Raw genomic sequence first — 22858 nt, forward strand, 5'->3', positions numbered from 1 at the left:
CCAATCGCCGGCAAGCCAGCTCCTACGCACTGGCGGTAACCCAGATCCTGTAGGAGCCGGCTTGCCGGCGATGGGTGGCTGGGCGTCAATCCGCCAGGCTGGCTGACGCCGGACTGAGCATCTCGATCTCGCGAATCTCGAAATCCCGGCGCAGGTACTCCATGCGCCGCTCATGGAAGTCGCGCATGTGCGGCAAGGCGCTGTGCACCGCTAGGTGCTCGCGGGACTGCCAGACCTCGAAGAAGATGAACAGCGTAGGATCCTGCGCATCGCGCAGCATGTGGTACTCGATGCAGCCGGGCTCGGCGCGACTTGGCTCGACATGGGCGCGGAACAACTGCTCGAAGGCCTCGGCCCGTTCCGGGCGGGTATGGGCGTGAAGGATGAAGCCGTACATGGGAATCTCCGTGGTGAATGCCATTTGCACCCTACAACAGCAAATAGCGGGAGATTCATGCTTTTCAGTCAATGGTGATTTGCCCATGCAGGCATTTTTCCCCTGCACGGGAGCCCGTAACCTGGCGCCATTCAATCAGTTACGGGTAACCCAGCATGAAGAAGATTCTGCTCCTCAATGGCGGCAAGCAGTTCGCCCATTCCGATGGTCGACTCAACCGCACCCTGCATGAAACCGCCGCAGCGTTTCTCGACGGGGCCGGCGTCGAGTTCAAGACCACCGAGATCGACGGGGGTTATGACGTCGCCGAAGAGGTGCAGAAATTCCTCTGGGCCAACGTGGTGATCTACCAGATGCCAGGTTGGTGGATGGGCGCGCCGTGGATCGTCAAGAAATACATCGACGAAGTGTTCACCGAAGGCCACGGCAGCCTGTACGCCAGCGATGGTCGCACCCGCTCCGATGCCTCACAGAAGTACGGCAGCGGCGGCCTGATCCACGGCAAACAGTACATGCTCTCGCTCACCTGGAACGCCCCGCAGCAGGCCTTCGACGACCCCAGCGACTTCTTCGAAGGCAAGGGCGTGGATGCCGTCTACTTCCCGTTCCACAAGTCTCAGCAGTTCCTCGGCATGAGCGCCCTGCCGACCTTCCTCTGCGTGGACGTGATGAAGCGCCCCGACGTCGAGCGCGACGTGAGCCTTTACCGGGAACATCTGGCGCGGATCGTTCAGGTAGACGCCTGAAAACGACCCAGGCTTAAAAGCTGCTGCGCCGCTCAGAGCAATTGCGGCTTGAGCGGCCTGGAAAAGTGATAGGTGGTCACGCAGCACAGTAGCAAACCGCCAATACCGAGCATACCGCCGACGATGCCCACATTGGCCACGCCCAGTTGGCTGCTCACCACGCTGCCGAGCAAGGCACCGCCGCCGATGCCGATATTGAAGATGCCGGAAAACAGCGCCATGGCCACATCGGTGGCGTCCGAGGCCAGGTTCAGCACCTTGGCCTGCAGCGCCAGACCGAAGCACATCATGGCGATGCCCCAGACCACGCTCAGCGTCGCCAGGTAAGCATGTTCGCGAGCCACTGGCAGCAGGAACAGCATGCACAGGCTCAGCACGCTGATCGCCGCGATCACGAAACCGCGCGGGTATCGTGCGCTGTAGCGGCTGAACAGGATGGAACCGATGATGCCGGCACAGCCGAACAGCAGTAGCAGTACGGTGATCATGTCTCCAGCGATACCCGCCACTTCCAGCGCGAACGGCTCGATGTAGGTATACGCGGTGAAGTGGGCGGTAATCACCAGCGCGGTGAGCACGTACACGGTGACCAGCGCCGGGCGCTTGAACAGCACCGGCAGGCTGCGCAGCGAGCCGGAGTTCTGGCTTGGGAGCAGCGGCAGGTTCTTCATCAGGCACAGCACCACCACGCCCGCCACCACGGCGATCACGGTAAAGGTGGTACGCCAGCCCAGCACCTCGCCGATAACGCGGCCCAGAGGAATGCCCAGCACCATGGCCAGGGCGCTGCCGGTCGCCAGCAAACCGAGGGCTTGCGCCTGCTTGCCTTCAGGTGCCACGCGGATCGCCAGGGACGCGGTAATCGCCCAGAACAGCGCATGGGCCAGGGCGATGCCGATACGGCTGACCATCAGCACGCTGAAGCTCCAGGCGATCCCCGACAGCACGTGGCTGGCGATGAACAGCATGAACACGAAAGCCAACAGCTTGCGCCGCTCGATATTGCGGGTCAGCAGCATCAGCGGCAGCGACGCCAGCGCCACCACCCAGGCATAGATGGTCAGCATCAGGCCGACGCTCGCGGTGGTCATGTCAAAGCTGTGGCCGATCTGGCTCAGCAAGCCCACCGGCACGAATTCGGTGGTGTTGAAAATGAAGGCGCCCAGCGCCAGTGCAATCACGCTCAGCCAGCTACCGCTGTGCGCCTGCTCGGGTGTGTTCATTCGGGTGATATCCGCCCTTGGGGAACGCTGGCTACAACGGCCTTTCGCCCGCAGCCTGGAGGGCAGCGAACGGCTGTAGGAAGCGAACGAAAAAATAGAGCCCCATACACGACGAACACGCACACGGCAGCTCGCGCTCCCGGGGCGATGAACGCGGGGAGTGGCGGATGCGAGAGCGGAAAATTATAGGTATAGGGATGGCCTGCGGCGGCGATTCTACGCTCGGCCAGGCACGTCGACAATATGGTCGCGAAGGCGTTGTAACGCCGGGCGATAGCCGGTCTGCAGAAAGGACACTGCTTGCTTAAATAACGTTATCTCGCGACATGCACCCTACGTTTCATGCGCCCTCACGGCCATACGCCGCGATCACCCATTCTTGATTCCTTTGCGAATCCAAGCCGCGAAGATCCGACCCACTTGCCCCACGGCTCAATGGCCGGCGGCGTCCTGCGTGAGAAATGCCGCTACGGCATCGGCGGCCGACTCCAAATGCTGCTCATGACTATAACCAGAGACCTTCAATGGTTTGAGGTCGTGATCGCCGGCGGTCAGCCAGACCAGTTCGATGGCTCGTGACAACTGATAGCTCGCCACGGTATGGCGGTCGCCCATTGCGTCGCGTTCGCCCTGGACGATGAGGGTCGGTGTCTTCAGATCGGCCAGGTGCGCAGTGCGGGGTTTGTCGGCCTTGCCGATGGCGTGGAAGGGATAGCCCAGGCAAACCAGGCCATCCGCCTCCAGTTCGTCCGCCAGCAGACTGGCCATACGCCCGCCCATGGACTTGCCGCCGATGGCCAGCGGCCCGGTGACCTGTTGTCGCACGGCGGCATGCACCTCGCGCCAGCGCTCGAGCAGTTTCGCCTGGGGATTGGGTGGGCGTTTCTTGCCGTCCTGCCGGCGCGCGGCCATGTAGTCGAACTCGAAACGCACCACCGTCAGCCCACGGGCCGCCAGTTTCTCTGCCATCCGGTTCATGAAATCGCTGTCCATCGGCGCGCCGGCTCCATGGGCGAGGATGAGTGTGCCCAGGCTGTCGCCCGCAGGCCGATCCCACAGCAGCTCTGTCGCTGGACTTCCCTGTGCCTGTTGACCGGCGTCAATACCGCTCTGCTGCCCTTCTCGCATGCTTGCCTCGCTCATAAAAAGCCCTCTGTTACCGTGCGGTCATTCCGATCCGCGTGGGGGCTGCAGATGATCTGCCCATAACCGTGGATGGAAAGCCAGACATGAACACAACAACCAGTTCCGCCTATAACTACAAGGTGGTTCGCCAATTCGCCATCATGACGGTGGTGTGGGGCATAGTCGGGATGGGGCTCGGCGTGCTTATCGCAGCGCAACTCGCCTGGCCGTGGCTCAACTTCGACCTGCCCTGGACGAGCTTCGGCCGTTTGCGCCCGCTGCACACCAACGCGGTGATCTTCGCCTTCGGCGGCTGTGCTCTGTTCGCTACCAGTTACTATGCCGTACAGCGCACCTCCCAGGCCACGCTGTTCGCGCCCAAGCTGGCGGCCTTCACGTTCTGGGGCTGGCAACTGGTGATCCTGCTGGCGGCCATCACCCTGCCGCTGGGCTACACCAGCTCCAAGGAATACGCCGAGCTGGAATGGCCGATCGACATCCTGATCACCATCGTCTGGGTCAGCTACGCGATCGTGTTCTTCGGCACCATCATCAAGCGCAACGTCAGCCATATCTACGTCGGCAACTGGTTCTTCGGCGGGTTCATCCTCACCGTGGCGCTGCTGCATGTGGTCAACAACCTGGAAGTGCCGGTCACGCTGACCAAATCCTATTCGCTGTATGCCGGTGCCACCGACGCGATGATCCAGTGGTGGTACGGCCACAATGCGGTGGGTTTCTTCCTGACTGCCGGCTTCCTGGGGATGATGTACTACTTCGTGCCCAAGCAGGCCGGGCGCCCGGTGTACTCGTATCGCCTGTCGATCGTGCACTTCTGGGCGCTGATCACCCTGTACATCTGGGCCGGCCCGCACCACCTGCACTACACCGCGCTGCCGGACTGGGCGCAATCGCTTGGCATGGTGATGTCGCTGGTGCTGCTGGCGCCGAGCTGGGGCGGCATGATCAACGGCATGATGACGCTGTCGGGCGCCTGGCATAAGTTGCGCACCGACCCGATCCTGCGCTTTCTGGTGGTGTCCCTGGCGTTCTACGGCATGTCGACCTTCGAGGGGCCGATGATGGCCATCAAGACCGTCAACGCCCTGTCCCACTACACCGACTGAACCATCGGCCACGTGCATGCCGGCGCCCTCGGCTGGGTCGCCATGGTCTCCATCGGCTCGCTGTACCACATGATTCCCAAGGTGTTCGGCCGTGAGCAGATGCACAGCATCGGCCTGATCAACGCGCACTTCTGGCTCGCCACCATCGGCACCGTGCTGTACATCGCCTCGATGTGGGTCAACGGCATCGCCCAGGGCCTGATGTGGCGTGCAGTGAACAGCGACGGCACGCTCACCTACTCCTTCGTCGAAGCACTGGAGGCCAGCCACCCCGGCTTCGTGGTGCGGGTGATCGGCGGCGCGATCTTCTTCGCCGGCATGCTGCTGATGGCCTGGAACACCTGGCAGACCGTGCGCGCCAGCAAGCCGGAAGAGCTGGAAGCGGCCGCGCAGTTCTCGGTACAGGGAGCCCACTGATGAAACACGAAATCATCGAAAAGAACGTCGGCCTGATGGCCCTGCTGATGGTGTTCGCCGTGAGCATCGGCGGGCTGACACAGATCGTCCCGCTGTTCTTCCAGGATGTGGTCAACGAGCCGGTCGCCGGCATGAAGCCCTACACCGCGCTGCAGCTCGAAGGCCGCGACGTGTACATCAAGGAAGGCTGCGTGGGTTGCCACTCGCAGATGATCCGCCCGTTCCGCGCCGAAACCGAGCGCTACGGCCACTACTCGGTAGCCGGTGAAAGCGTGTGGGATCACCCCTTCCTGTGGGGCTCCAAGCGCACCGGGCCGGATCTGGCGCGCGTCGGCGGCCGCTACTCGGATGAGTGGCACCGCGCACACCTCTACAACCCGCGCAACGTGGTACCGGAGTCGAAAATGCCTTCATACCCGTGGCTGGTCGAGAACGTGCTGGACGGCAAGGACACGCCCACCAAGATCAAAGCCATGCGTTTTCTCGGCGTGCCCTATACGGACGAGGACGTCGCCGGCGCAACCGCTGCTGTGAAGGGCAAGACCGAGATGGACGCCCTCGTCGCCTACCTGCAAGTGCTCGGCACTGCCTTGAAAAACAAGAGGTGACCTCATGCTTTTCGACTTTATCGACATCGGTTTGCTACGTGGCATCGGCACTGCACTGGTTTTCATCGCGTTCACCTGCGTGACGCTCTGGGCTTATAGCGGCAAACGCGCCAAGGCCTTCGACGATGCAGCCAACCTGCCCTTCGCCGATGAACCTAATAAAGAAGCTTCGAGGAATGACACCCCATGACCACCTTCTGGAGCTGGTACATCACGCTGTTGACGGTCGGCAGCCTGGTCGCATTGTTCTGGCTGCTGTTCGCCACCCGCAAAGGCGAACGCAAGAGCACCACCGATCAGACCATGGGTCATTCCTTCGACGGCATCGAGGAATACGACAATCCCCTGCCGCGCTGGTGGTTCATGCTGTTTCTCGGCACGCTGATCTTCGCGGCTGGCTACCTGGCACTGTATCCGGGCCTGGGCAATTTCAAGGGCCTGCTGCCAGGCTATGAGGACGGCTGGACGCAAGTCGCCCAGTGGGAACGCGAAGTCGCCAAGGCCGACGCCCTGTACGGGCCGATCTTCGCCAAGTATTCGGCCATGCCGCTGGAGCAGGTGGCGCAGGACGAACAGGCGCTGAAGATGGGCGGCCGGCTGTTCGCCACCTATTGCTCGATCTGCCACGGCTCGGATGCCAAGGGCGCGGTGGGCTTTCCCAACCTGACGGATCAGCACTGGCGCTGGGGCGGCGATGCCGAAACCATCAAGACCACCATCCTCAACGGGCGTATCGGCACCATGCCAGCCTGGGGTGAGGTGCTCGGTGATGACGGTGTGCGCAACGTGGCGGCTTATGTGCGCAATGGCCTGGCCAAACTGCCATTGCCGGAAGGAAGCAATACCGATCTGGACAAGGGCAAGCAGCTGTACGACAGCACCTGCGTGGCCTGCCACGGCCCGACCGGCACCGGCATGGCCCTGCTCGGCGCACCAGACCTGACGCACCCGGGTGGCTGGATCTACGGCTCCAGCCTGGCGCAGCTGCAGCAAACCATCCGCTATGGCCGCAATGGTCAGATGCCTGCCCAGGAGCAGTATCTGGGTAACGACAAGGTGCATCTGCTGGCGGCCTACGTGCTGAGCCTGAGCCGCAAACCGCAACCAGGCGAATAATGCCCATGTGTAGGAGTGGCTTTAGCCGCGAGCTCTTTGGTGTCTGGTCGGGCGATAAAGCTCGCGGCTAAAGCCGCTCCTACGCAGGTCGCCATCTATCAGCTACCGTTGCTTTACCTACTCAGGAGGCAACGGAATGCCCCACTCAGTCAGTTTGCGCAGTGGCCGAACCTCGCAAATCAATCAAATCTACCTGCTCACTGCCACCGTTAAAAACCGCCAGCCAGTATTTGCCAGTTTCGCACTCGGTCGCCTTCTTGTTCGTGAACTGCAAAGTGTCGAAAACCTGGGGCTGGCTGAGTCGCTCGCCTGGGTAGTCATGCCAGATCACCTGCACTGGCTGGTATCCCTGCAACAAGGCTCGCTCAGCGAATTGCTGCATCGCGTCAAAGGACGCAGCGCCTTGCAAGTGAATAGTCGGCTCGGCCGCCAAGGCAAACTCTGGCAAGAGGGTTTCCATGACAAAGCGCTACGCCGTGAGGAGGACATACTGCCAACTGCACGATACATCGTTGCCAATCCTCTACGTGCAGGCCTGGTAAAACGTATCGGCGATTACCCCTTTTGGGATGCAGTGTGGCTCTGAAAATCAGCTCAATATTTTCAGCCAGGCTCCAGCAACTTTGAATGCAATTAGCGAGAGCAGCCTACTGTGGGAGGGGCTTTAGCCCCGAGCTGTTTGCACCGGATAAAGCTCGGGGCTGAAGCCCCTCCCACAAAGCCCCGCCCACAAATACAGGTTCCCAGGTCGCAGGCTTCTACTCCTTCGGTAATGTCCTCTCGCCCCAAAGTCCCGCCACCATTGGCCGCGCCTCCTCTCGAAACACAGCAAAGCTCACTACAGAGCGCTTTCCGCATATTTCCGATGCATTGCACCGCCCCTGCCGGTCGGGGATACTCGCGCCGCCCAAAATATCTATCGCCCCATCCGCAGCACCCAGCCCAGCGTGGAACCCAGCATGAGCCCAGCAAGCAGTCCGGCTGCCTACAACTACAAGGTCGTCCGCCAGTTCGCGGTGATGACAGTGGTCTGGGGCGTGGTCGGCATGGCACTGGGTGTGTTCATCGCGGCGCAGCTGGTGTGGCCGCAGTTGAACCTGGGCATGGAGTGGACGAGCTTCGGCCGCCTGCGCCCGCTGCACACCAATGCGGTGATCTTCGCCTTTGGCGGCAGCGCGCTGTTCGCCACCAGCTATTACGTGGTGCAGCGCACCTGCCAGGTACGGCTGATGTCCGACCGCCTGGCGGCCTTCACCTTCTGGGGCTGGCAAGCGGTGATCGTCGCGGCGGTGATCAGCCTGCCGATGGGCTACACCAGCAGCAAGGAATACGCCGAGCTGGAATGGCCGATCGATATCCTCCTGGGCATCGTCTGGCTGGCCTACGTGGTGGTGTTCTTCGGCACCATCGCCAGGCGCAGGACACGCCACATCTATGTCGCCAACTGGTTTTACGGGGCATTCATCCTGGTCACCCTGATGCTGCACGTGGTCAACAGCGCAGCGGTGCCGGTCAGCCTGTTCAAGTCCTACTCGGCGTATGCCGGCGCCACCGATGCGATGATCCAGTGGTGGTATGGCCACAACGCCGTGGGCTTCTTCCTCACCACCGGTTTTCTGGGGATGATGTATTACTTCGTGCCGAAGCAGGCGGCGCGACCGATCTACTCCTATCGCCTGTCCATCGTGCACTTCTGGGCGCTAATCACCCTGTACATCTGGGCCGGCCCGCACCACCTGCACTACACCGCCCTGCCGGACTGGGCCCAGAGCCTGGGCATGGTGATGTCGATCATCCTGCTGGCGCCGAGCTGGGGCGGCATGATCAACGGCATGATGACCCTCTCCGGCGCCTGGCATAAGTTGCGCACGGATCCGATCCTGCGCTTTCTGGTGGTGTCCCTGGCGTTTTACGGCATGTCGACCTTCGAAGGCCCGATGATGGCCATCAAGACGGTCAACGCCCTCTCCCACTACACCGACTGGACCATCGGCCACGTGCATGCCGGCGCCCTTGGCTGGGTGGCGATGATCACCATCGGCTCGCTGTATCACCTGATCCCCCGGGTGTTCGGCCGCGAGCAGATGCACAGCCTGGCGGCGATCCATGTGCACTTCTGGCTGGCGAGCATCGGCACCGTGCTGTACATCGTCGCGATGTGGGTCAACGGCATCACCCAGGGCCTGATGTGGCGGGCGGTGAATGAAGACGGCACGCTCACCTACTCCTTCATAGAGTCCCTGGAGGCCAGCCACAACGGCTACGTGGTGCGCATGATCGGCGGCGCGATCTTCTTCAGCGGCATGCTGTTGATGGCCTGGAACACCTGGCGCACCATCGGCTCCGCCCAGCCGGCGCAGTACGATGCCGCCGCACGGATTCCCGTTGCCCAGTCAGGGAGTGCCAACGGATGAAACACGACCTGATCGAAAAGAACCTTGGCCTGATGACCCTGCTGATGGTCATTGCCGTGAGCGTCGGCGGCCTGACACAGATCGTCCCGCTGTTCTTCCAGGACGTGGTCAACGAGCCGGTCGCTGGCATGAAGCCCTATACCGCGCTGCAGCTCGAAGGCCGCGACGTGTACATCAAGGAAGGTTGCGTCGGCTGCCATTCGCAGATGATCCGCCCGTTCCGCGCCGAGACCGAACGCTACGGCCACTATTCGGTGGCTGGCGAAAGCGTGTGGGATCATCCCTTCCTGTGGGGCTCCAAGCGCACCGGGCCAGATCTGGCGCGCATCGGCGGCCGCTACTCGGATGATTGGCACCGCGTGCACCTGATCAACCCGCGCGACCTGGTACCGCAATCGAAGATGCCGGCCTATCCCTGGCTCGCCGACAAGAAGCTGGACAGTGCGCTGACCGCCGAGAAGATGAAGGTCATGCGCGACTTCGGCATTCCCTACAGCGATCAAGATATCGCCAAGGCCGGGGAAGCGGTCGAGGGGCGCAGCGAGCTGGACGCTCTGGTCGCTTATCTGCAGGTGCTCGGCACCGCCATTCAGAACAAGCGGTGAGCCCATGCCAGCCTTCCTGACCGACATCGGCACCATCCGCGGCATCGGCACCGCGGTGGTGTTCATCGCCTTCGTCACCGTGGTGCTGTGGGCCTACAGCAACAAGCGCAAATCCAGCTTCGACGAGGCAGCCAACCTGCCCTTCGCCGATGAGCCGGAGGCTCGCAAGGACAGCAACGATGGTGCAGGGAGCGACAGGCCATGAGCACCTTCTGGGGTTTCTACGTGGCCCTGCTCACCCTCGGCACGCTGCTGGCGGTGACTTGGCTGATCTTCGCCACCCGCAAGGGCCAGCGCCCCGACAACACCGACCAAACCGTCGGCCACAGCTTCGATGGCATCGAGGAATACGACAACCCGCTGCCACGCTGGTGGTTCCTGTTGTTCGTCGGCACCTTGATCTTCGCCTTTGGCTACCTGCTGCTCTACCCCGGCCTTGGCAACTTCAGGGGGCTGCTGCCGGGCTACGACGAAGGCTGGACGCAAGTCGCCCAATGGGAGCGGGAAATGGCCGTCGCCGATGCCCGTTACGGCCCGCTGTTCGCCACGTACGCCGCCATGCCCATCGCCGATGTGGCCAAGGACGAGCGGGCGCTGAAAATAGGCGGTCGCCTGTTTGCCAACCATTGCTCGGTGTGCCACGGCTCCGATGCCAAGGGCGCCTTCGGTTTTCCCAACCTGACCGACGATGACTGGTTGTACGGCGGCGACCCGGAGACCATCAAGACCTCCATCATGCAGGGCCGCCAGGGCGTGATGCCTGGCTGGCAGGAGGTGCTGGGCGATGACGGCGTGCGTGACGTCACCGCCTACACCCGCAGCCTCTCCGGACTGGAAAACCCGGCGGATATCGCCGTGGATGTGGACAAGGGCAAGCAGCTTTACAACAGCAGCTGCGCCATGTGCCACGGCCCCGACGGCAAGGGCATGCAGGTGCTTGGCGCGCCCAACCTGACCGACAAGGTCTGGCTGTACGGCTCCAGCTTCGCTCAGGTGCAGCAGACCATCCGCTACGGCCGAAGCGGCCAGATGCCGGCGCAAGAGGACTTTCTCGGCAACGACAAGGTGCACCTGCTGGCCGCCTACGTGTACAGCCTGTCGCAGCGTGACAAAGAGCCCGTGGCGGAGCGAAATCAGGAGAAAGATTGAGCGCACTGATCTGGGTCAGGGCGGGGTTTCGATGCTGCGCCTAGGATGGTCATACCTGATCCCTGCGACGGGTAGCCGCAAGCCCGATGAGGGCTGGAGGCGTACCATCGGCGCAGCGAACGATTGCGACCGGCAAGTATCGGTCGCGACATGCCCGACCAACCGTTGTGGTAGCCCTCGATGAGCCAACAGATCCCCGTCAAGAACGTCACGCCCGCTGCTGCAGGCGAGACCATCGACCTCTATGCCAGTCGCGAGAAAATCCACACCCGCGCCTTCAGTGGTTTCTACCGCAACCTGCGACGGGCCGGCGGCGCCCTGTTGTTCATCCTCTACTTCGGCACCGTGTGGCTGAACTGGAACGGCCACCAGGCGGTGTGGTGGAACCTGCCGGAACGCAAGTTCCACATCTTCGGCGCCACCTACTGGCCCCAGGATTTCGTGCTGCTCTCGGCGCTGCTGATCATCGCCGCCTTCGGGCTGTTCTTCATCACCGTCTTCGCCGGCCGTGTGTGGTGCGGCTACACCTGCCCGCAGAGCGTCTTCACGTGGATTTTCATGTGGGCGGAAAAGGTCACCGAGGGCGACCGCAACCAGCGCATGAAGCTGGAAAAAGCCCCCATGAGCACCGCCAAGTTTCTCCGCCGCTTCGCCAAACATGCCATCTGGCTGGGCGTTTCGCTGATCACCGCGGTGACCTTCGTCGGCTACTTCTCGCCGATCCGCGAACTGCTCGGCGAACTGCTCACCTTCGAGGCCAGTGGCTGGGCGCTGTTCTGGATCGGCTTCTTCACCCTCGCCACCTACGGCAACGCCGGCTGGCTGCGCGAGCAGGTGTGCATTCACATGTGCCCGTACGCGCGCTTCCAGAGCGTGATGTTCGACCAGGACACCCTGATCGTTTCCTACGACCCGCGCCGTGGCGAAGCCCGCGGGGCGCGCAAGAAGAGCGCCGATTACAAAGCCCAGGGCCTGGGTGACTGCATCGACTGCACCCTGTGCGTGCAGGTCTGCCCGACCGGTATCGACATTCGCGATGGCCTGCAGATCGAATGCATCGGCTGCGCCGCGTGCATCGATGCCTGCGACAGCATCATGGACAAGATGAACTACCCCCGCGGGCTGATCAGCTACACCACCGAGCACAACCTTTCCGGGCAGCAGACCCAACTATTGCGCCCACGCCTGATCGGCTATGCGGTCGCGTTGCTGGCGATGTTCGCGGTGTTCGGCTGGGCGCTGAACAATCGCCCGTTGGTGGAGCTGGACGTGCTCAAGGATCGGGTACTCTTCCGCGAGAACGAGCAGGGCCGGATCGAGAACGTCTATACCCTGAAGATCATGAACAAGGCGCAACAGGACGTCGTCTACCGCATCGAGGCCGATGGCCTGGACGGCCTGGTCTACGAAGGCCGTCGCGAAGTCCGCGCGCTGGCCGGCGAAGTGCTGGCGATCCCGGTGGAGCTGTCCATCGATGCCGAAAAATTGCCATCCAGCACCAACGAAATCACCTTCCGCATCCGCGCCACGGATGACGAGAGCATCCACAACGACGCCAGTAGCCGGTTTATCGGCCCCAGCGTGCGATAGCTGCAAGGCTGATGGGCTGGTGGACTGAAGCGAAACGCCAAAGCGAATGACCCAAGCCAAGCACCAACACCGAGAAGAGAAAGCAGGCCAGCCATGAACGAAGAGACTCAACCCGCTCCTTGGTACAAGCAGTTCTGGCCGTGGTTTCTGATCGCCCTGCTCGGCTACTCGGTGATCCAGGGGCTGACCCTGCTGACCGTGGCCACACGCAACCCGCCGGGGCTGATCTCCGACGATTACTACGACGTCGGCAAGGGCATCAACCAGTCGCTGGAACGCGAGAACCTGGCCGTGCGCCTGCAATTGCGCGCCACCCTCGACCTCGACGATCAGCGCGGCATTGCCGAGCTGCACCTGCAGGGCAGCAGCGCGCCGGCGCAACTGGTGCTCAACCTGGTATCGCCCACCCAGCCCGAGCGCGACCGTCGCGTGGTGCTGCAGCATCAGGGTGAGGGCCTGTATCGCGGCAACCTGCAGGACAGCGTGCAGGGCCGGCGCTTCGTCGAGCTGATCGGCCAGGAAGGCGGCCAGGACTGGCGCCTGTTCGAGGAAGAAACCCTGCAACCCGGCCAGAGCGTCCAGCTCGGGGATGAAGCCTGATCGACGCCCCAGCCCTCGGGACTGCTCAGGCCGTCCCCACGCCCTGCTACCACTGTGCTCTGCCTGTGCCCGCGGGCACGCACTTCCAGGCCGTGGTATTGGGGCAATCCCGCGAGATGTGCTGCCCCGGTTGCCAGGCGGTGGCCGAAACCATCGTGCTGAATGGCCTTGAGCATTACTACAGCCACCGCAGCGAGACCGCCAATAATCCTCGGCATTTGCCCCTGGTACTGCCGGACGAGCTGGCACTGTACGACCGCAGCGACGTGCAGCAGCCCTTCGTCGAACATCAGGGCGAGCTGAGCGAAACCAGCCTGCTCATCGAAGGCATCAGTTGCGCGGCCTGTGGCTGGCTGATCGAGAAACACCTGCACGGCCTGACGGGCGTAGCCGAAGCCAACCTCAACCTGTCCAACCATCGCCTGCTGGTGCGCTGGGACGCGAGCACCCTGCCGCTCAGCGAACTGCTCGGCGCGATCCGCCGTATCGGCTATGCCGCCCATCCCTGGCATGCTGATGCCGCTGCCGAGCAGTTGACCCGGGAAAACCGCCGCGCCATGCGCGAGCTGGGAGTGGCCGGGTTGCTGTGGATGCAGGTGATGATGGCGAGCATGGCCACCTGGCCGGAATTCAATGTCGACCTGAGCCCGGAGTTGGACAGCATCCTGCGCTGGGTCAGCCTGTTTCTCACCACCCCCATCGTCTTCTATTGCTGCGGCCAGTTCTTCCGTGGCGCCCTGCGTGACCTGCGCACCCGCCACCTGAGCATGGACGTTTCCGTTTCGCTGGCCATCGGCGGCGCTTATGCCGCGGGGATCTGGTCCACGGTAACGGGCCACGGCGAGTTGTATTTTGACGCGGTGGGCATGTTCGCCCTCTTCCTGCTCAGCGGCCGCTACCTGGAACGTCGCGCCCGGGAACGCACTGCAGCGGCGACCGCGCAGCTGGTCAAGCTGCTGCCGGCCTCCTGCCTGCGCCTGGATGAACGCGGCCAGAGCCAGCGCATCCTGCTCAGTGAGCTGCGCGTCGGTGACCGGGTACAGGTACCACCCGGCGCCTTGCTGCCTGCGGACGGCCGGGTACTGGAAGGCCACTCAAGCGTCGACGAATCCCTGCTCACCGGCGAATACCTGCCGCAACCCCGCACGATCGGTGATGGCGTAACGGCCGGCACGCTCAACGTCGAAGGCCCGCTCACCGTCAAGGTGCAGGCACTGGGCGACGCCACCCGGCTGTCGGCCATCGTGCGCCTGCTGGAACGCGCCCAGAGCGAAAAACCGCGCCTGGCGGAAATCGCCGACCGGGTCGCCCAGTGGTTCCTGTTGATCGTTCTGGTGGTGGCCGCCATCGTCGGCCTGGTCTGGTGGCAACTCGATCCGTCGCGCGCCTTCTGGGTGGTCCTCGCCCTGCTGGTCGCCACCTGCCCCTGCGCCCTCGCCCTAGCCACGCCAACCGCCCTGACCACCGCCACCGGCACCCTGCACAAACAGGGCATGTTGCTGACTCGCGGTCACGTGCTGGAAGGCCTGGAGCAGATCGACACGCTGATCGTCGACAAAACCGGCACCCTCACCGAAGGCCGCCTCACCCTGCGCGCCGTGCACCCGCTGGGCAGCCTGGATGGCGATGCCTGTCTGGCCCTCGCCGCCGCCCTGGAAAGTCAGTCCGAACACCCCATCGCCCGCGCCTTTGGCCATGCTGCAGCGCCTGTCGAAGCATTGCAGAGCTTCCCCGGCCTGGGCTTGCAGGGCACTGTGGGTGGCCGCCGGCTGCGTATTGGCCAGCCCGCGTTCGTCAGCGCACTCAGCGCCAGCCCAGCACCCGATATTCCGGGGGATCAGGGCCAGTGGCTGCTGCTCGGTGATGAACAGGGCCCACTGGCCTGGTTCGTCCTCGATGATCGCCTGCGTGACGACGCCCCTGCGCTGATCGAGGCAGCCCGTGCTCGTAACTGGCAGATTCTCCTGCTCAGCGGCGATAGTTCACCCATGGTCGGCGAAGTGGCCACTCAACTGGGTATCGAGCAAGCACAGGGTGGTCTGACACCAGATGCCAAGCTGGCCGTCCTCCGCGACCTGCAAGCACAAGGGCGGCGCGTGCTGATGCTTGGCGATGGCGTCAACGACGTGCCGGTACTCGCCGGAGCCGATATCAGCGTGGCCATGGGCTCGGCCTCCGACCTGGCAAAGACCAGCGCCGACGCGGTGCTGCTATCCAATCGCCTGGGCAGCCTGGTCGACGCCCTGCGCCTGGCTCGCCACACCCGCACCATCATCATCGAGAACCTGGCCTGGGCCGGGCTGTACAATGGCCTGGTGCTGCCCTTCGCGGCCCTCGGTTGGATCACCCCGATCTGGGCCGCGCTGGGCATGTCGTTCAGCTCATTGCTGGTGGTGCTCAATGCGCTGCGCCTGGGAAAATCATCATGACCGCCTTGTACATCCTGATTCCCGTTGCCCTGCTGCTGGTCGCCTTCGCCGTGTGGCTGTTCTTCTGGGCGGTCGACAGCGGCCAGTACGACGATCTCGACAGCCCGGCCCATCGCATCCTCTTCGACGACGATGACCCTCGCCACAAAGCGGCGGTGAAGCAGGCATGCGAGCCAGACCAGAAACCCCATGACTGACCTGCTGCCGCACTTGCTGTCCGCGCTGATTCTCGGGCTGCTTGGCGGCGGCCACTGCCTGGGCATGTGCGGCGGGCTGATGAGCGCCCTGACCCTGGCCATTCCTCCTGAGCAGCGTGATCAGCGCTTGCGCCTGCTACTGGCCTATAACGTCGGTCGCATTCTCAGTTACGCCGTCGCAGGACTATTGCTCGGCCTGGCGGGTTGGGCGCTGGCCAGCGGCCCGCTGGCGGTCGTGTTGCGCAGCATCGCTGGACTGCTGCTGATCGTCATGGGGCTCTGCCTGGCCGGCTGGTGGAGCGGCCTGACGCGCATCGAAGCACTGGGCCGCGGCCTGTGGCGACATCTGCAGCCGCTTGCCCGCCGGTTCATGCCGATCACCAGCCCGTCCCGTGCGCTGGTACTCGGCGGCCTGTGGGGCTGGCTGCCCTGCGGGCTGGTCTACAGCACCCTGCTGTGGGCGGCCAGCCAGGGTAACGCCCTGCACAGCGCCGCCTTGATGCTGGCATTCGGCGTCGGCACCCTGCCGGTGCTGCTGGCCACCGGCCTGGCGGCCGAGCGCCTGGGCCGCCTGCTGCGCCAGCGTGGCGTGCGCATGGCCGGTGGCCTGCTGGTGATGCTGTTCGGCCTGTGGACACTGCCCGGCCCGCACCAGCACTGGCTGATGGGGCACTAGGACTACTTGAAGCCATCTCGTTGCCTGGCCAAGAGACAGGCGCAACGGTAGCGCTCTGCCGCGCCCCATGACTCAGATCAAAAAGCCCCGCCCAGGCGCGCCCTAGACTGCCGAGCACCCAATGCTTAAGCGGAGCTCGCCATGCTCGACGCCATCCAGTGGGATTCCGACCTGATCCGCCGATACGATCAAGCCGGCCCGCGCTACACCTCGTACCCGACCGCCGTGCAATTTCATGACGGCATGGGCTCATTCGATCTGCTCCACGCCCTGCGCGAAAGCCGTCGAGCCCTGCGCCCACTGTCGCTGTATCTGCACCTGCCGTTCTGCGCCAACATCTGCTACTACTGCGCCTGCAACAAGGTCATCACCAAGGATCGCGGCCGCACCCAGCCTTATCTGCAAGCGCTGGAACTGGAGATGACGCTGATCGGCCGCCATCTCGACAAGCGCCAGCACATTGAACAGCTGCACCTGGGCGGCGGTACCCCGACCTTTCTCAGCCATGACGAACTGCGCCGGCTGATGACGCAATTGCGCGAGCACTTCCCCCTGCTCGACGACGACTCCGGCGACTACAGCATCGAGATCGATCCTCGCGAAGCGGACTGGTCGACCATGGGCCTGCTGCGCGAACTGGGCTTCAATCGCGTCAGCCTCGGCGTGCAGGATCTCGACCCCAACGTGCAGCGCGCGATCAATCGTCTGCAGAGCCTGGAAGAAACCCGCGCCATCATCGAGGCCGCGCGCACCCTGCAGTTTCGCTCGGTGAACATCGACCTCATCTATGGCCTGCCGCAACAAACCCCGGAGAATTTCGCCCACACCGTGCAACAGGTGATCGCCCTACAACCGGATCGCCTGTCGCTGTTCAACTACGCCCACCTGCCGGAACGCTTCATGCCGCAGCGGCGCATCGACAGCAACCAGTTGCCCAGTGCGGCGAACAAGCTGGCCATGCTGCAGGGCAGCATCGAACAATTGGCGAGCGCCGGTTATCGCTACATCGGCATGGATCACTTCGCCCTGCCTGACGACGAGCTAGCCAGCGCTCAGGAAGATGGCAGCCTGCAGCGCAACTTCCAGGGCTATACCACCCATGGCCACTGCGACCTGATCGGCCTCGGTGTCTCGTCGATCAGCCAGATCGGCGATTTGTACTGCCAGAACAGCGCCGACCTGGCAGTTTATCAACGCAGTTTGAATAACCAGCAACTGGCGACCCAGCGCGGCCTGCTATGCAATGACGACGACCGCTTGCGACGCGCCGTAATCCAGCAGTTGATCTGCCACTTCCAGCTGGACTTCACGGAAATAGAACGGCGCTTCGCGGTGAACTTCCGCAGCTACTTCGCCGACGCCTGGCCGGCCTTGCAGCAGATGGATCGCGACGGTTTGATCGAACTGAGAGCCGGCAGCATCGAAGTGCTGCCGGCAGGGCGGCTGATGGTGCGCTCGCTGTGCATGCTGTTCGACCGCTATCTAGGCGCGCAGAACCTGCAGCGCTTCTCGCGGGTGATCTGAACCGCGCCACGCAGATGCCTGGCTCACCCGTTCAGCAGCGAACCGACAGTGGCGCTCTGTTCGGTGGTGAGCTTCTGATCCCTCATCACCCTCGCCAGCTCGGCAGTGGCGGTGGTTAGCGCGCCACTGATCGAACCGACTTCGGTCTGCAGGGCCTGGGCACTTGCCTGCCTGGTTTCGTCGTCCATATCGCTCTGGGCCATGATCGCCTGCAACTCGGCCATCTTCTGGGCAAGCTGCGCCTTCAGCTCGCGGATCATCTTGAGCAACTGCTTGACGTTGTCGGGCAGGCCGCTCTCGTCGATATCGCTGTTCTTGTCGCTGGACTTCGACTTCATCAGGCCTTCGGCCGACAGAGTGACCTTTACGCCCGGCTCAGCACTGGCTCCGGCAGTTGGCGCAGCAGTCGAGGCGTCCTCGCTCGTTTCGGCAGGCGCCGCTGTGGCAGTTGCAGCCGAACTGGTCGGCACGAAACTGCGCTCGACCGAAACGGGACTATCCACACGCATCACAAAGCTCCAGTTCATCAAATCATTCGTTCAAGGCTATCGGCACGGGGGAGCGACACTTGAGCGCGCCTCATTGTCTGGCCGCGCACTCCTCTGGTGCGGTACCCTTACGACTTCTGTGTCTATACCTCAGGGATAAGGGCGATGTCCGAAAGCATCAAGCTGCGTACAACTCATCAGGCACACTGCAAGGATTGCAGCCTATCCAGCCTCTGCCTGCCCCTCTCGCTGGATCTCGAGGACATGGATGCGCTCGACGACATCGTCAAGCGCGGCCGCCCCATGAAAAAGGGTGAATTTCTGTTCCGCCAGGGCGACACCTTCAATTCGGTTTTTGCGGTGCGTTCCGGCGCACTGAAAACCTTCAGCATCAGCGATGCGGGCGAAGAGCAGATCACCGGCTTCCACTTGCCGAGCGAACTGGTCGGCCTGTCCGGCATGGATACCGAGGCATACCCGGTATCTGCCCAGGCACTGGAAACCACCTCGGTCTGCGAGATTCCCTTCGAGCGCCTCGATGAACTGTCGGTGAACCTGCCACAGTTGCGCCGCCAACTGATGCGCATCATGAGCCGCGAGATTCGCGACGATCAGCAGATGATGCTACTGCTCTCGAAGAAAACCGCCGACGAGCGCATCGCCACCTTCCTGGTCAACCTGTCCGCGCGCTTCCGTGCCCGCGGCTTCTCTGCCAACCAGTTCCGCCTGGCAATGTCGCGCAACGAAATCGGCAATCACCTGGGCCTGGCGGTGGAAACCGTGTCACGGGTGTTCACCCGTTTCCAGCAGAGCAAACTGCTCGAGGCCGAAGGCAAGGAAGTGCATATTCTTGACCCGATCGAGCTGTGCGCCCTGGCCGGTGGTAACCTTAATGGCTGATGGGGCCGAAGGCCCAATTGACCGTTACAAGGATTACCGATGATTTTCGACGAATTCAGTATCAAGACCCTCATCCGCCCGGTTAACGATTTCCCGAAACCGGGCGTGGTGTTTCGCGACATTACGCCGCTGTTCCAATCGCCGCGCGCCCTGCGCATGGTGATCGATAGCCTGATCCAGCGTTATGTCGAGGCTGACTTCAGCCACGTTGGTGCCATGGATGCCCGTGGTTTTCTGATTGGTTCGATCATCGCCTATGAGCTGAACAAGCCGCTGGTGCTGTTCCGCAAGCAGGGCAAACTGCCGGCCGACGTTCTCAGCCAGGGCTACCAGACCGAGTACGGCGAGGCCTTCCTGGAAGTGCACGCCGACAGCCTGTGTGAAGGCGACAATATATTGATCGTCGACGACCTGATCGCCACGGGCGGCACCTTGCTCGCTGCCGTACAGCTGGTGAAGCGCATGGGGGCCAGCCTGCATGAAGCGGCCGCGATCATCGACCTGCCGGAGCTCGGTGGTTCGCGCAAACTGCAGGACATGGGCATCCCCACGTTTACGCTGACAGCCTTCGCCCTCGACGAGCGTTGATACCTGCGAAGTGATCGCCCAATAAAAAGCCCCGGCACTTGGCCGGGGCTTTTTATTGCGTCTCAGGCAATCAGCGCAGTGCCGGGCCCTGGAAGCCCATCCACATCGCCAGTTGCTCGGCGACGCTGGCACCCAGTTTCTTGGTAAAGCGATCCAGCGGGCTTTCCTGCACGGTGAAGTCCACCAGCTCTTGCTGACCAATCACTTCGCGCGCCACGTAGCTGGTATTACCCAGGGCATCAATCAGGCCCAGGCTCAGCGCCTGCTCACCGGACCAGATCAGGCCAGAGAACAACTCTGGATGCTCGGCATCCTTGAGGCGATCGCCACGGCCTTTTTTCACGCTGTCGATAAACTGCTTATGGGTGGTTTCCAGCACGGTCTTCCAGAACGCAGCCTCTTCAGGCTTCTGCGGCTGGAACGGGTCAAGAAACGCCTTGTGCTCGCCCGAGGTATAAACGCGGCGGTCGACACCCAGCTTGTCCATCAAACCGGTGAAACCGAAGCTGGCCGCAGTGACGCCGATAGAGCCCACCAGACTGGCCTTGTCAGCGTAGATCTGGTCGGCGGCACTGGCGATGTAATAAGCGCCCGAAGCCCCCAGATCAGAAATCACCGCATACACCTTGGTGGCCGGATACTCGCCACGCAAACGACGGATCTCATCATAGATATAACCCGACTGTACCGGGCTGCCGCCTGGGCTATTGATGCGCAGGATCACACCCTTGGTATAGGGATCTTTGAACGCTGCACGCAGGCTGCCAACGATGTTGTCGGCGCTGGCCGCCTCCTTATCCGCAATTATGCCGCGAACTTCAATCACCGCTGTATGCGGTGTGCTACTGGAGCCGCCCTGCAAGTTGAGCAGCGGCGAGAACAGCGCCAGTGCACCGAACAGATAAATGAAGGTCAGCAACTTGAAGAAAATCCCCCAGCGCCGCGAACGTCGCTGTTCATGCACGCTGGCCAGCAGCGTCTTCTCGAGAAGCTTCCAGCTCTTCGGATCGCTCTCGGAGACCACCGGCGTCTTTCTATCACCCCACATGCTCAATCTCCTCGGTTAGGGGCTCGGCTACCGTCTGGTTCAGCCAGGCACTCAATTCCATGAAATGGTTGATCGACAACTTCGGCTCGTAGGCACTCAACGCCGTCAGCGTCTGCGCTCCGTAACCGACCGCCACCGAATCCATAGCCGCGCGTTGCGCCATCAACAGATCGAACGAGGCATCACCGACCATCAGCGCCTGGCTGGCAGGAACCCCACAATACTCGAGGATCTCGTGGAGCATTTTGGGGTCGGGCTTGCTTGCCGTTTCATCGGCGCACCGCGTGATATCGAAATAGTCCTGCCAACCCAACGCATCGAGAATCCGTTGCAGGCCGCGGCGGCTCTTGCCAGTGGCAACGGCCAACTGATAGCCCTGCTCACGAAAGCTCGCCAGGCTCTGCTCGACGCCCGGGAAAAACCCCGACGGTATCCGATCTATGGCCAGGTAACAGTCGCTGTACGCAGCATGGAAGCGTTCGACGTGCTCGGCTGTGGTGAGTTCCGGATAAAGCGTCCTGATCGCCTCAGGCATCGCCAGGCCAATAATGCCCTTGACCGCCTCGTCGCTGCGTCGCGGCATGGCGCGTTGGTCGGCAGCCTGGTGCATGGCTGCGACGATGCGGCCAATGGAGTCGACCAGCGTGCCGTCCCAGTCGAAAATCAGCAGTTTGTAGTCACGCACTGAGTCGCTCCACGGTACGCGCCCAGATATCGTCAACCGGCGCTTCGAGCTTCAGCACACCACCCTCGGGCAACGGAATGTTCAGCTCGTAGGCATGCAGGAACAGGCGCTTGCCGCCCAGTTCGCGAATCTCGCGGGTGAAGTCATCATCGCCGTACTTGCTGTCACCGGCGATGCAATGCCCGCCGTACTGGGCATGCACGCGAATCTGGTGGGTACGGCCCGTCACCGGTTTGGCTTCGACCAGGGTGGCGAACTCGCCGAAACGGCGCAGCACACGGAAGATCGTCAGCGCTTCCTTACCCTCCTGATTGACCTCGACCATGCGCTCGCCGGAACGCAGATTGCTCTTGAGTAGCGGCGCGTTGATCTGTTTCTTGGCCGTCGCCCAATGGCCACGCACCAACGCCATGTAGCGTTTGTCGACGCCGTCACCACGCAGTTGCTCGTGCAGGTGACGAAGCATGCTGCGCTTCTTGGCGATCATCAACAGCCCGGAGGTATCACGGTCTAGGCGGTGTACCAGCTCCAGATCCTTGGTATCCGGACGCAACTGGCGAAACGCCTCGATCACCCCGTAGTTGAGGCCGCTGCCGCCATGCACGGCGATGCCGGCCGGCTTGTTCAGCACGATCAGCGCCTTGTCCTCATAAACGATGGCCGCTTCCAGGCGCTGCAGTAGCCCCTGAGCCAGCGGCTCGGGCTCGTCGCGCTCGGCCAGGCGCAGCGGCGGAACACGCACGATATCGCCAGGCTGCAGCTTGTATTCGGGCTTGATCCGCCCTTTGTTAACCCGCACCTCACCCTTGCGCAGGATGCGGTAGATCAAGGTCTTGGGCACGCCCTTGAGTTGGGTACGTAGGAAGTTGTCGATGCGCTGACCCGCGAGTTCAGGCGCGACCTCAATCAGCTGAACGCCGGAGGTTGGAGTAGTGGGTGTCGTCATGGCCGCGATCATACAATTTTTATGCAATTGAAGCACTTAATCATTGCTGCTATAGTCGCGAATGCCGCCAAAAGCGGCCTGATTCGCGGAAGTTGCCAAATCGCCATCGTGAATCAAGCAACCCTTTCAGGACGTAAGGCCGTCCGACGGGATTCTCAGAGAGCAATAGGCCACCAAGGCTGCTCGAGAAACTCGGAAATAAGGCCTGACACACAGATGCGCGACCTGCCCACTATGGACGGTTGCGGTAATGCCAACCC

General features: G+C 62.5%; 24 protein-coding genes and 1 pseudogene. 18 read left to right on the top strand and 7 right to left on the bottom strand.

What is annotated here, in order from left to right; all coding sequences use genetic code 11:
* Positions 1 to 85: 85 nt before the first annotated feature.
* Entirely contained in the window at positions 86 to 397 is a 312-nt protein-coding gene (locus tag ACZ0AI_RS09055; protein WP_463565453.1) for a putative quinol monooxygenase, read from the bottom strand.
* Positions 398 to 552: 155 nt separating this feature from the next.
* Here ACZ0AI_RS09055 and mdaB point away from each other — a divergent pair, with 155 nt between their 5' ends.
* Positions 553 to 1143 carry an NADPH:quinone oxidoreductase MdaB gene (gene mdaB, locus ACZ0AI_RS09060; RefSeq protein ID WP_463565454.1) on the top strand — a complete coding sequence of 197 codons (591 nt, stop codon included), beginning with the start codon at positions 553 to 555 and terminating at the stop codon, positions 1141 to 1143.
* A gap of 32 nt (positions 1144 to 1175) precedes the next feature.
* Here the strand turns inward: mdaB and ACZ0AI_RS09065 are convergent, their stop codons facing one another.
* Both ACZ0AI_RS09065 and ACZ0AI_RS09070 read right to left on the bottom strand, forming a co-directional pair.
* Positions 1176 to 2366, bottom strand: coding sequence for a sugar transporter (locus tag ACZ0AI_RS09065; protein WP_463565455.1), 1191 nt, complete (start codon positions 2364 to 2366; stop codon positions 1176 to 1178).
* A gap of 432 nt (positions 2367 to 2798) precedes the next feature.
* Complete coding sequence (locus ACZ0AI_RS09070; RefSeq protein ID WP_463566082.1) at positions 2799 to 3494, bottom strand: alpha/beta family hydrolase; 696 nt, start codon at positions 3492 to 3494, stop codon at positions 2799 to 2801.
* Between the two features lie 101 nt (positions 3495 to 3595).
* Here ACZ0AI_RS09070 and ccoN (ACZ0AI_RS09075) point away from each other — a divergent pair.
* From ccoN (ACZ0AI_RS09075) to hemN, 15 genes and pseudogenes are all read left to right on the top strand, one after another.
* A pseudogene (gene ccoN / locus ACZ0AI_RS09075) lies at positions 3596 to 5035 on the top strand (cytochrome-c oxidase, cbb3-type subunit I).
* Positions 5035 to 5643: a cytochrome-c oxidase, cbb3-type subunit II gene (ccoO, locus tag ACZ0AI_RS09080; protein WP_225833525.1), complete on the top strand. Its 609-nt coding sequence runs from the start codon at positions 5035 to 5037 to the stop codon at positions 5641 to 5643. Before ccoN (ACZ0AI_RS09075) ends, ccoO (ACZ0AI_RS09080) begins: the two are co-directional and overlap by 1 nt.
* Positions 5644 to 5647: 4 nt before the next feature.
* Positions 5648 to 5833: a cbb3-type cytochrome oxidase subunit 3 gene (locus ACZ0AI_RS09085; RefSeq protein WP_463565456.1), complete on the top strand. Its 186-nt coding sequence runs from the start codon at positions 5648 to 5650 to the stop codon at positions 5831 to 5833.
* Entirely contained in the window at positions 5830 to 6759 is a 930-nt protein-coding gene (gene ccoP, locus ACZ0AI_RS09090; protein WP_463565457.1) for a cytochrome-c oxidase, cbb3-type subunit III, read from the top strand. Before ACZ0AI_RS09085 ends, ccoP (ACZ0AI_RS09090) begins: the two co-directional genes overlap by 4 nt.
* Before the next feature lie 136 nt (positions 6760 to 6895).
* Positions 6896 to 7345 carry an REP-associated tyrosine transposase gene (locus ACZ0AI_RS09095; protein WP_463565458.1) on the top strand — a complete coding sequence of 150 codons (450 nt, stop codon included), beginning with the start codon at positions 6896 to 6898 and terminating at the stop codon, positions 7343 to 7345.
* Positions 7346 to 7718: 373 nt separating this feature from the next.
* On the top strand, positions 7719 to 9173 hold the full coding sequence (gene ccoN / locus ACZ0AI_RS09100; protein ID WP_463569985.1) for a cytochrome-c oxidase, cbb3-type subunit I: 1455 nt from the start codon (positions 7719 to 7721) through the stop codon (positions 9171 to 9173).
* The gene (gene ccoO, locus ACZ0AI_RS09105; RefSeq protein WP_463565459.1) at positions 9170 to 9778 is read left to right on the top strand and encodes a cytochrome-c oxidase, cbb3-type subunit II; all 609 of its coding nucleotides are present in this window, start codon (positions 9170 to 9172) and stop codon (positions 9776 to 9778) included. Before ccoN (ACZ0AI_RS09100) ends, ccoO (ACZ0AI_RS09105) begins: the two co-directional genes overlap by 4 nt.
* Positions 9779 to 9782: 4 nt before the next feature.
* Complete coding sequence (locus tag ACZ0AI_RS09110) at positions 9783 to 9983, top strand: cbb3-type cytochrome oxidase subunit 3 (RefSeq protein ID WP_463565460.1); 201 nt, start codon at positions 9783 to 9785, stop codon at positions 9981 to 9983.
* Positions 9980 to 10927, top strand: a complete 948-nt coding sequence (gene ccoP, locus ACZ0AI_RS09115; RefSeq protein ID WP_463565461.1) for a cytochrome-c oxidase, cbb3-type subunit III — start codon at positions 9980 to 9982, stop codon at positions 10925 to 10927. The genes ACZ0AI_RS09110 and ccoP (ACZ0AI_RS09115) overlap by 4 nt, the downstream gene beginning before the upstream one ends.
* Positions 10928 to 11107: 180 nt before the next feature.
* Entirely contained in the window at positions 11108 to 12517 is a 1410-nt protein-coding gene (gene ccoG / locus ACZ0AI_RS09120) for a cytochrome c oxidase accessory protein CcoG (RefSeq protein WP_463565462.1), read from the top strand.
* 93 nt (positions 12518 to 12610) lie between these two features.
* Positions 12611 to 13117, top strand: coding sequence for a FixH family protein (locus tag ACZ0AI_RS09125; RefSeq protein ID WP_463565463.1), 507 nt, complete (start codon positions 12611 to 12613; stop codon positions 13115 to 13117).
* On the top strand, positions 13117 to 15546 hold the full coding sequence (locus tag ACZ0AI_RS09130; protein ID WP_463570119.1) for a heavy metal translocating P-type ATPase: 2430 nt from the start codon (positions 13117 to 13119) through the stop codon (positions 15544 to 15546). Before ACZ0AI_RS09125 ends, ACZ0AI_RS09130 begins: the two co-directional genes overlap by 1 nt.
* The gene (ccoS, locus tag ACZ0AI_RS09135; RefSeq protein WP_463565464.1) at positions 15543 to 15743 is read left to right on the top strand and encodes a cbb3-type cytochrome oxidase assembly protein CcoS; all 201 of its coding nucleotides are present in this window, start codon (positions 15543 to 15545) and stop codon (positions 15741 to 15743) included. Before ACZ0AI_RS09130 ends, ccoS begins: the two co-directional genes overlap by 4 nt.
* A complete protein-coding gene (locus ACZ0AI_RS09140; protein ID WP_463565465.1) occupies positions 15736 to 16419 on the top strand; it encodes a sulfite exporter TauE/SafE family protein in 684 nt (227 codons plus the stop codon). Before ccoS ends, ACZ0AI_RS09140 begins: the two co-directional genes overlap by 8 nt.
* Before the next feature lie 141 nt (positions 16420 to 16560).
* On the top strand, positions 16561 to 17943 hold the full coding sequence (gene hemN / locus ACZ0AI_RS09145) for an oxygen-independent coproporphyrinogen III oxidase (protein ID WP_463565466.1): 1383 nt from the start codon (positions 16561 to 16563) through the stop codon (positions 17941 to 17943).
* Positions 17944 to 17966: 23 nt separating this feature from the next.
* On the opposite strand, the gene ACZ0AI_RS09150 is transcribed toward hemN, so the two are convergent.
* Complete coding sequence (locus tag ACZ0AI_RS09150) at positions 17967 to 18470, bottom strand: hypothetical protein (RefSeq protein WP_463565467.1); 504 nt, start codon at positions 18468 to 18470, stop codon at positions 17967 to 17969.
* Positions 18471 to 18596: 126 nt separating this feature from the next.
* On the opposite strand from ACZ0AI_RS09150, the gene fnr reads away from it, so the two are divergent.
* Positions 18597 to 19331, top strand: coding sequence for a fumarate/nitrate reduction transcriptional regulator Fnr (fnr, locus tag ACZ0AI_RS09155; protein WP_463565468.1), 735 nt, complete (start codon positions 18597 to 18599; stop codon positions 19329 to 19331).
* Between the two features lie 39 nt (positions 19332 to 19370).
* Positions 19371 to 19919, top strand: coding sequence for an adenine phosphoribosyltransferase (locus tag ACZ0AI_RS09160; RefSeq protein ID WP_463565469.1), 549 nt, complete (start codon positions 19371 to 19373; stop codon positions 19917 to 19919).
* Between the two features lie 70 nt (positions 19920 to 19989).
* Here the strand turns inward: ACZ0AI_RS09160 and sppA are convergent, their stop codons facing one another.
* Genes sppA through rluC form a run of 3 tightly spaced genes read right to left on the bottom strand, consistent with a single transcriptional unit; the run spans position 19990 to position 22598 of the window.
* On the bottom strand, positions 19990 to 20967 hold the full coding sequence (gene sppA / locus ACZ0AI_RS09165) for a signal peptide peptidase SppA (RefSeq protein WP_463565470.1): 978 nt from the start codon (positions 20965 to 20967) through the stop codon (positions 19990 to 19992).
* On the bottom strand, positions 20957 to 21652 hold the full coding sequence (locus ACZ0AI_RS09170; protein ID WP_463565471.1) for an HAD-IA family hydrolase: 696 nt from the start codon (positions 21650 to 21652) through the stop codon (positions 20957 to 20959). Before ACZ0AI_RS09170 ends, sppA begins: the two co-directional genes overlap by 11 nt.
* Positions 21645 to 22598 carry a 23S rRNA pseudouridine(955/2504/2580) synthase RluC gene (gene rluC / locus ACZ0AI_RS09175; protein WP_463565472.1) on the bottom strand — a complete coding sequence of 318 codons (954 nt, stop codon included), beginning with the start codon at positions 22596 to 22598 and terminating at the stop codon, positions 21645 to 21647. The genes ACZ0AI_RS09170 and rluC overlap by 8 nt, the downstream gene beginning before the upstream one ends.
* Positions 22599 to 22858 lie beyond the last annotated feature (260 nt).

It is taken from the genome of Pseudomonas sp. AC355 (genome assembly GCF_979258205.1).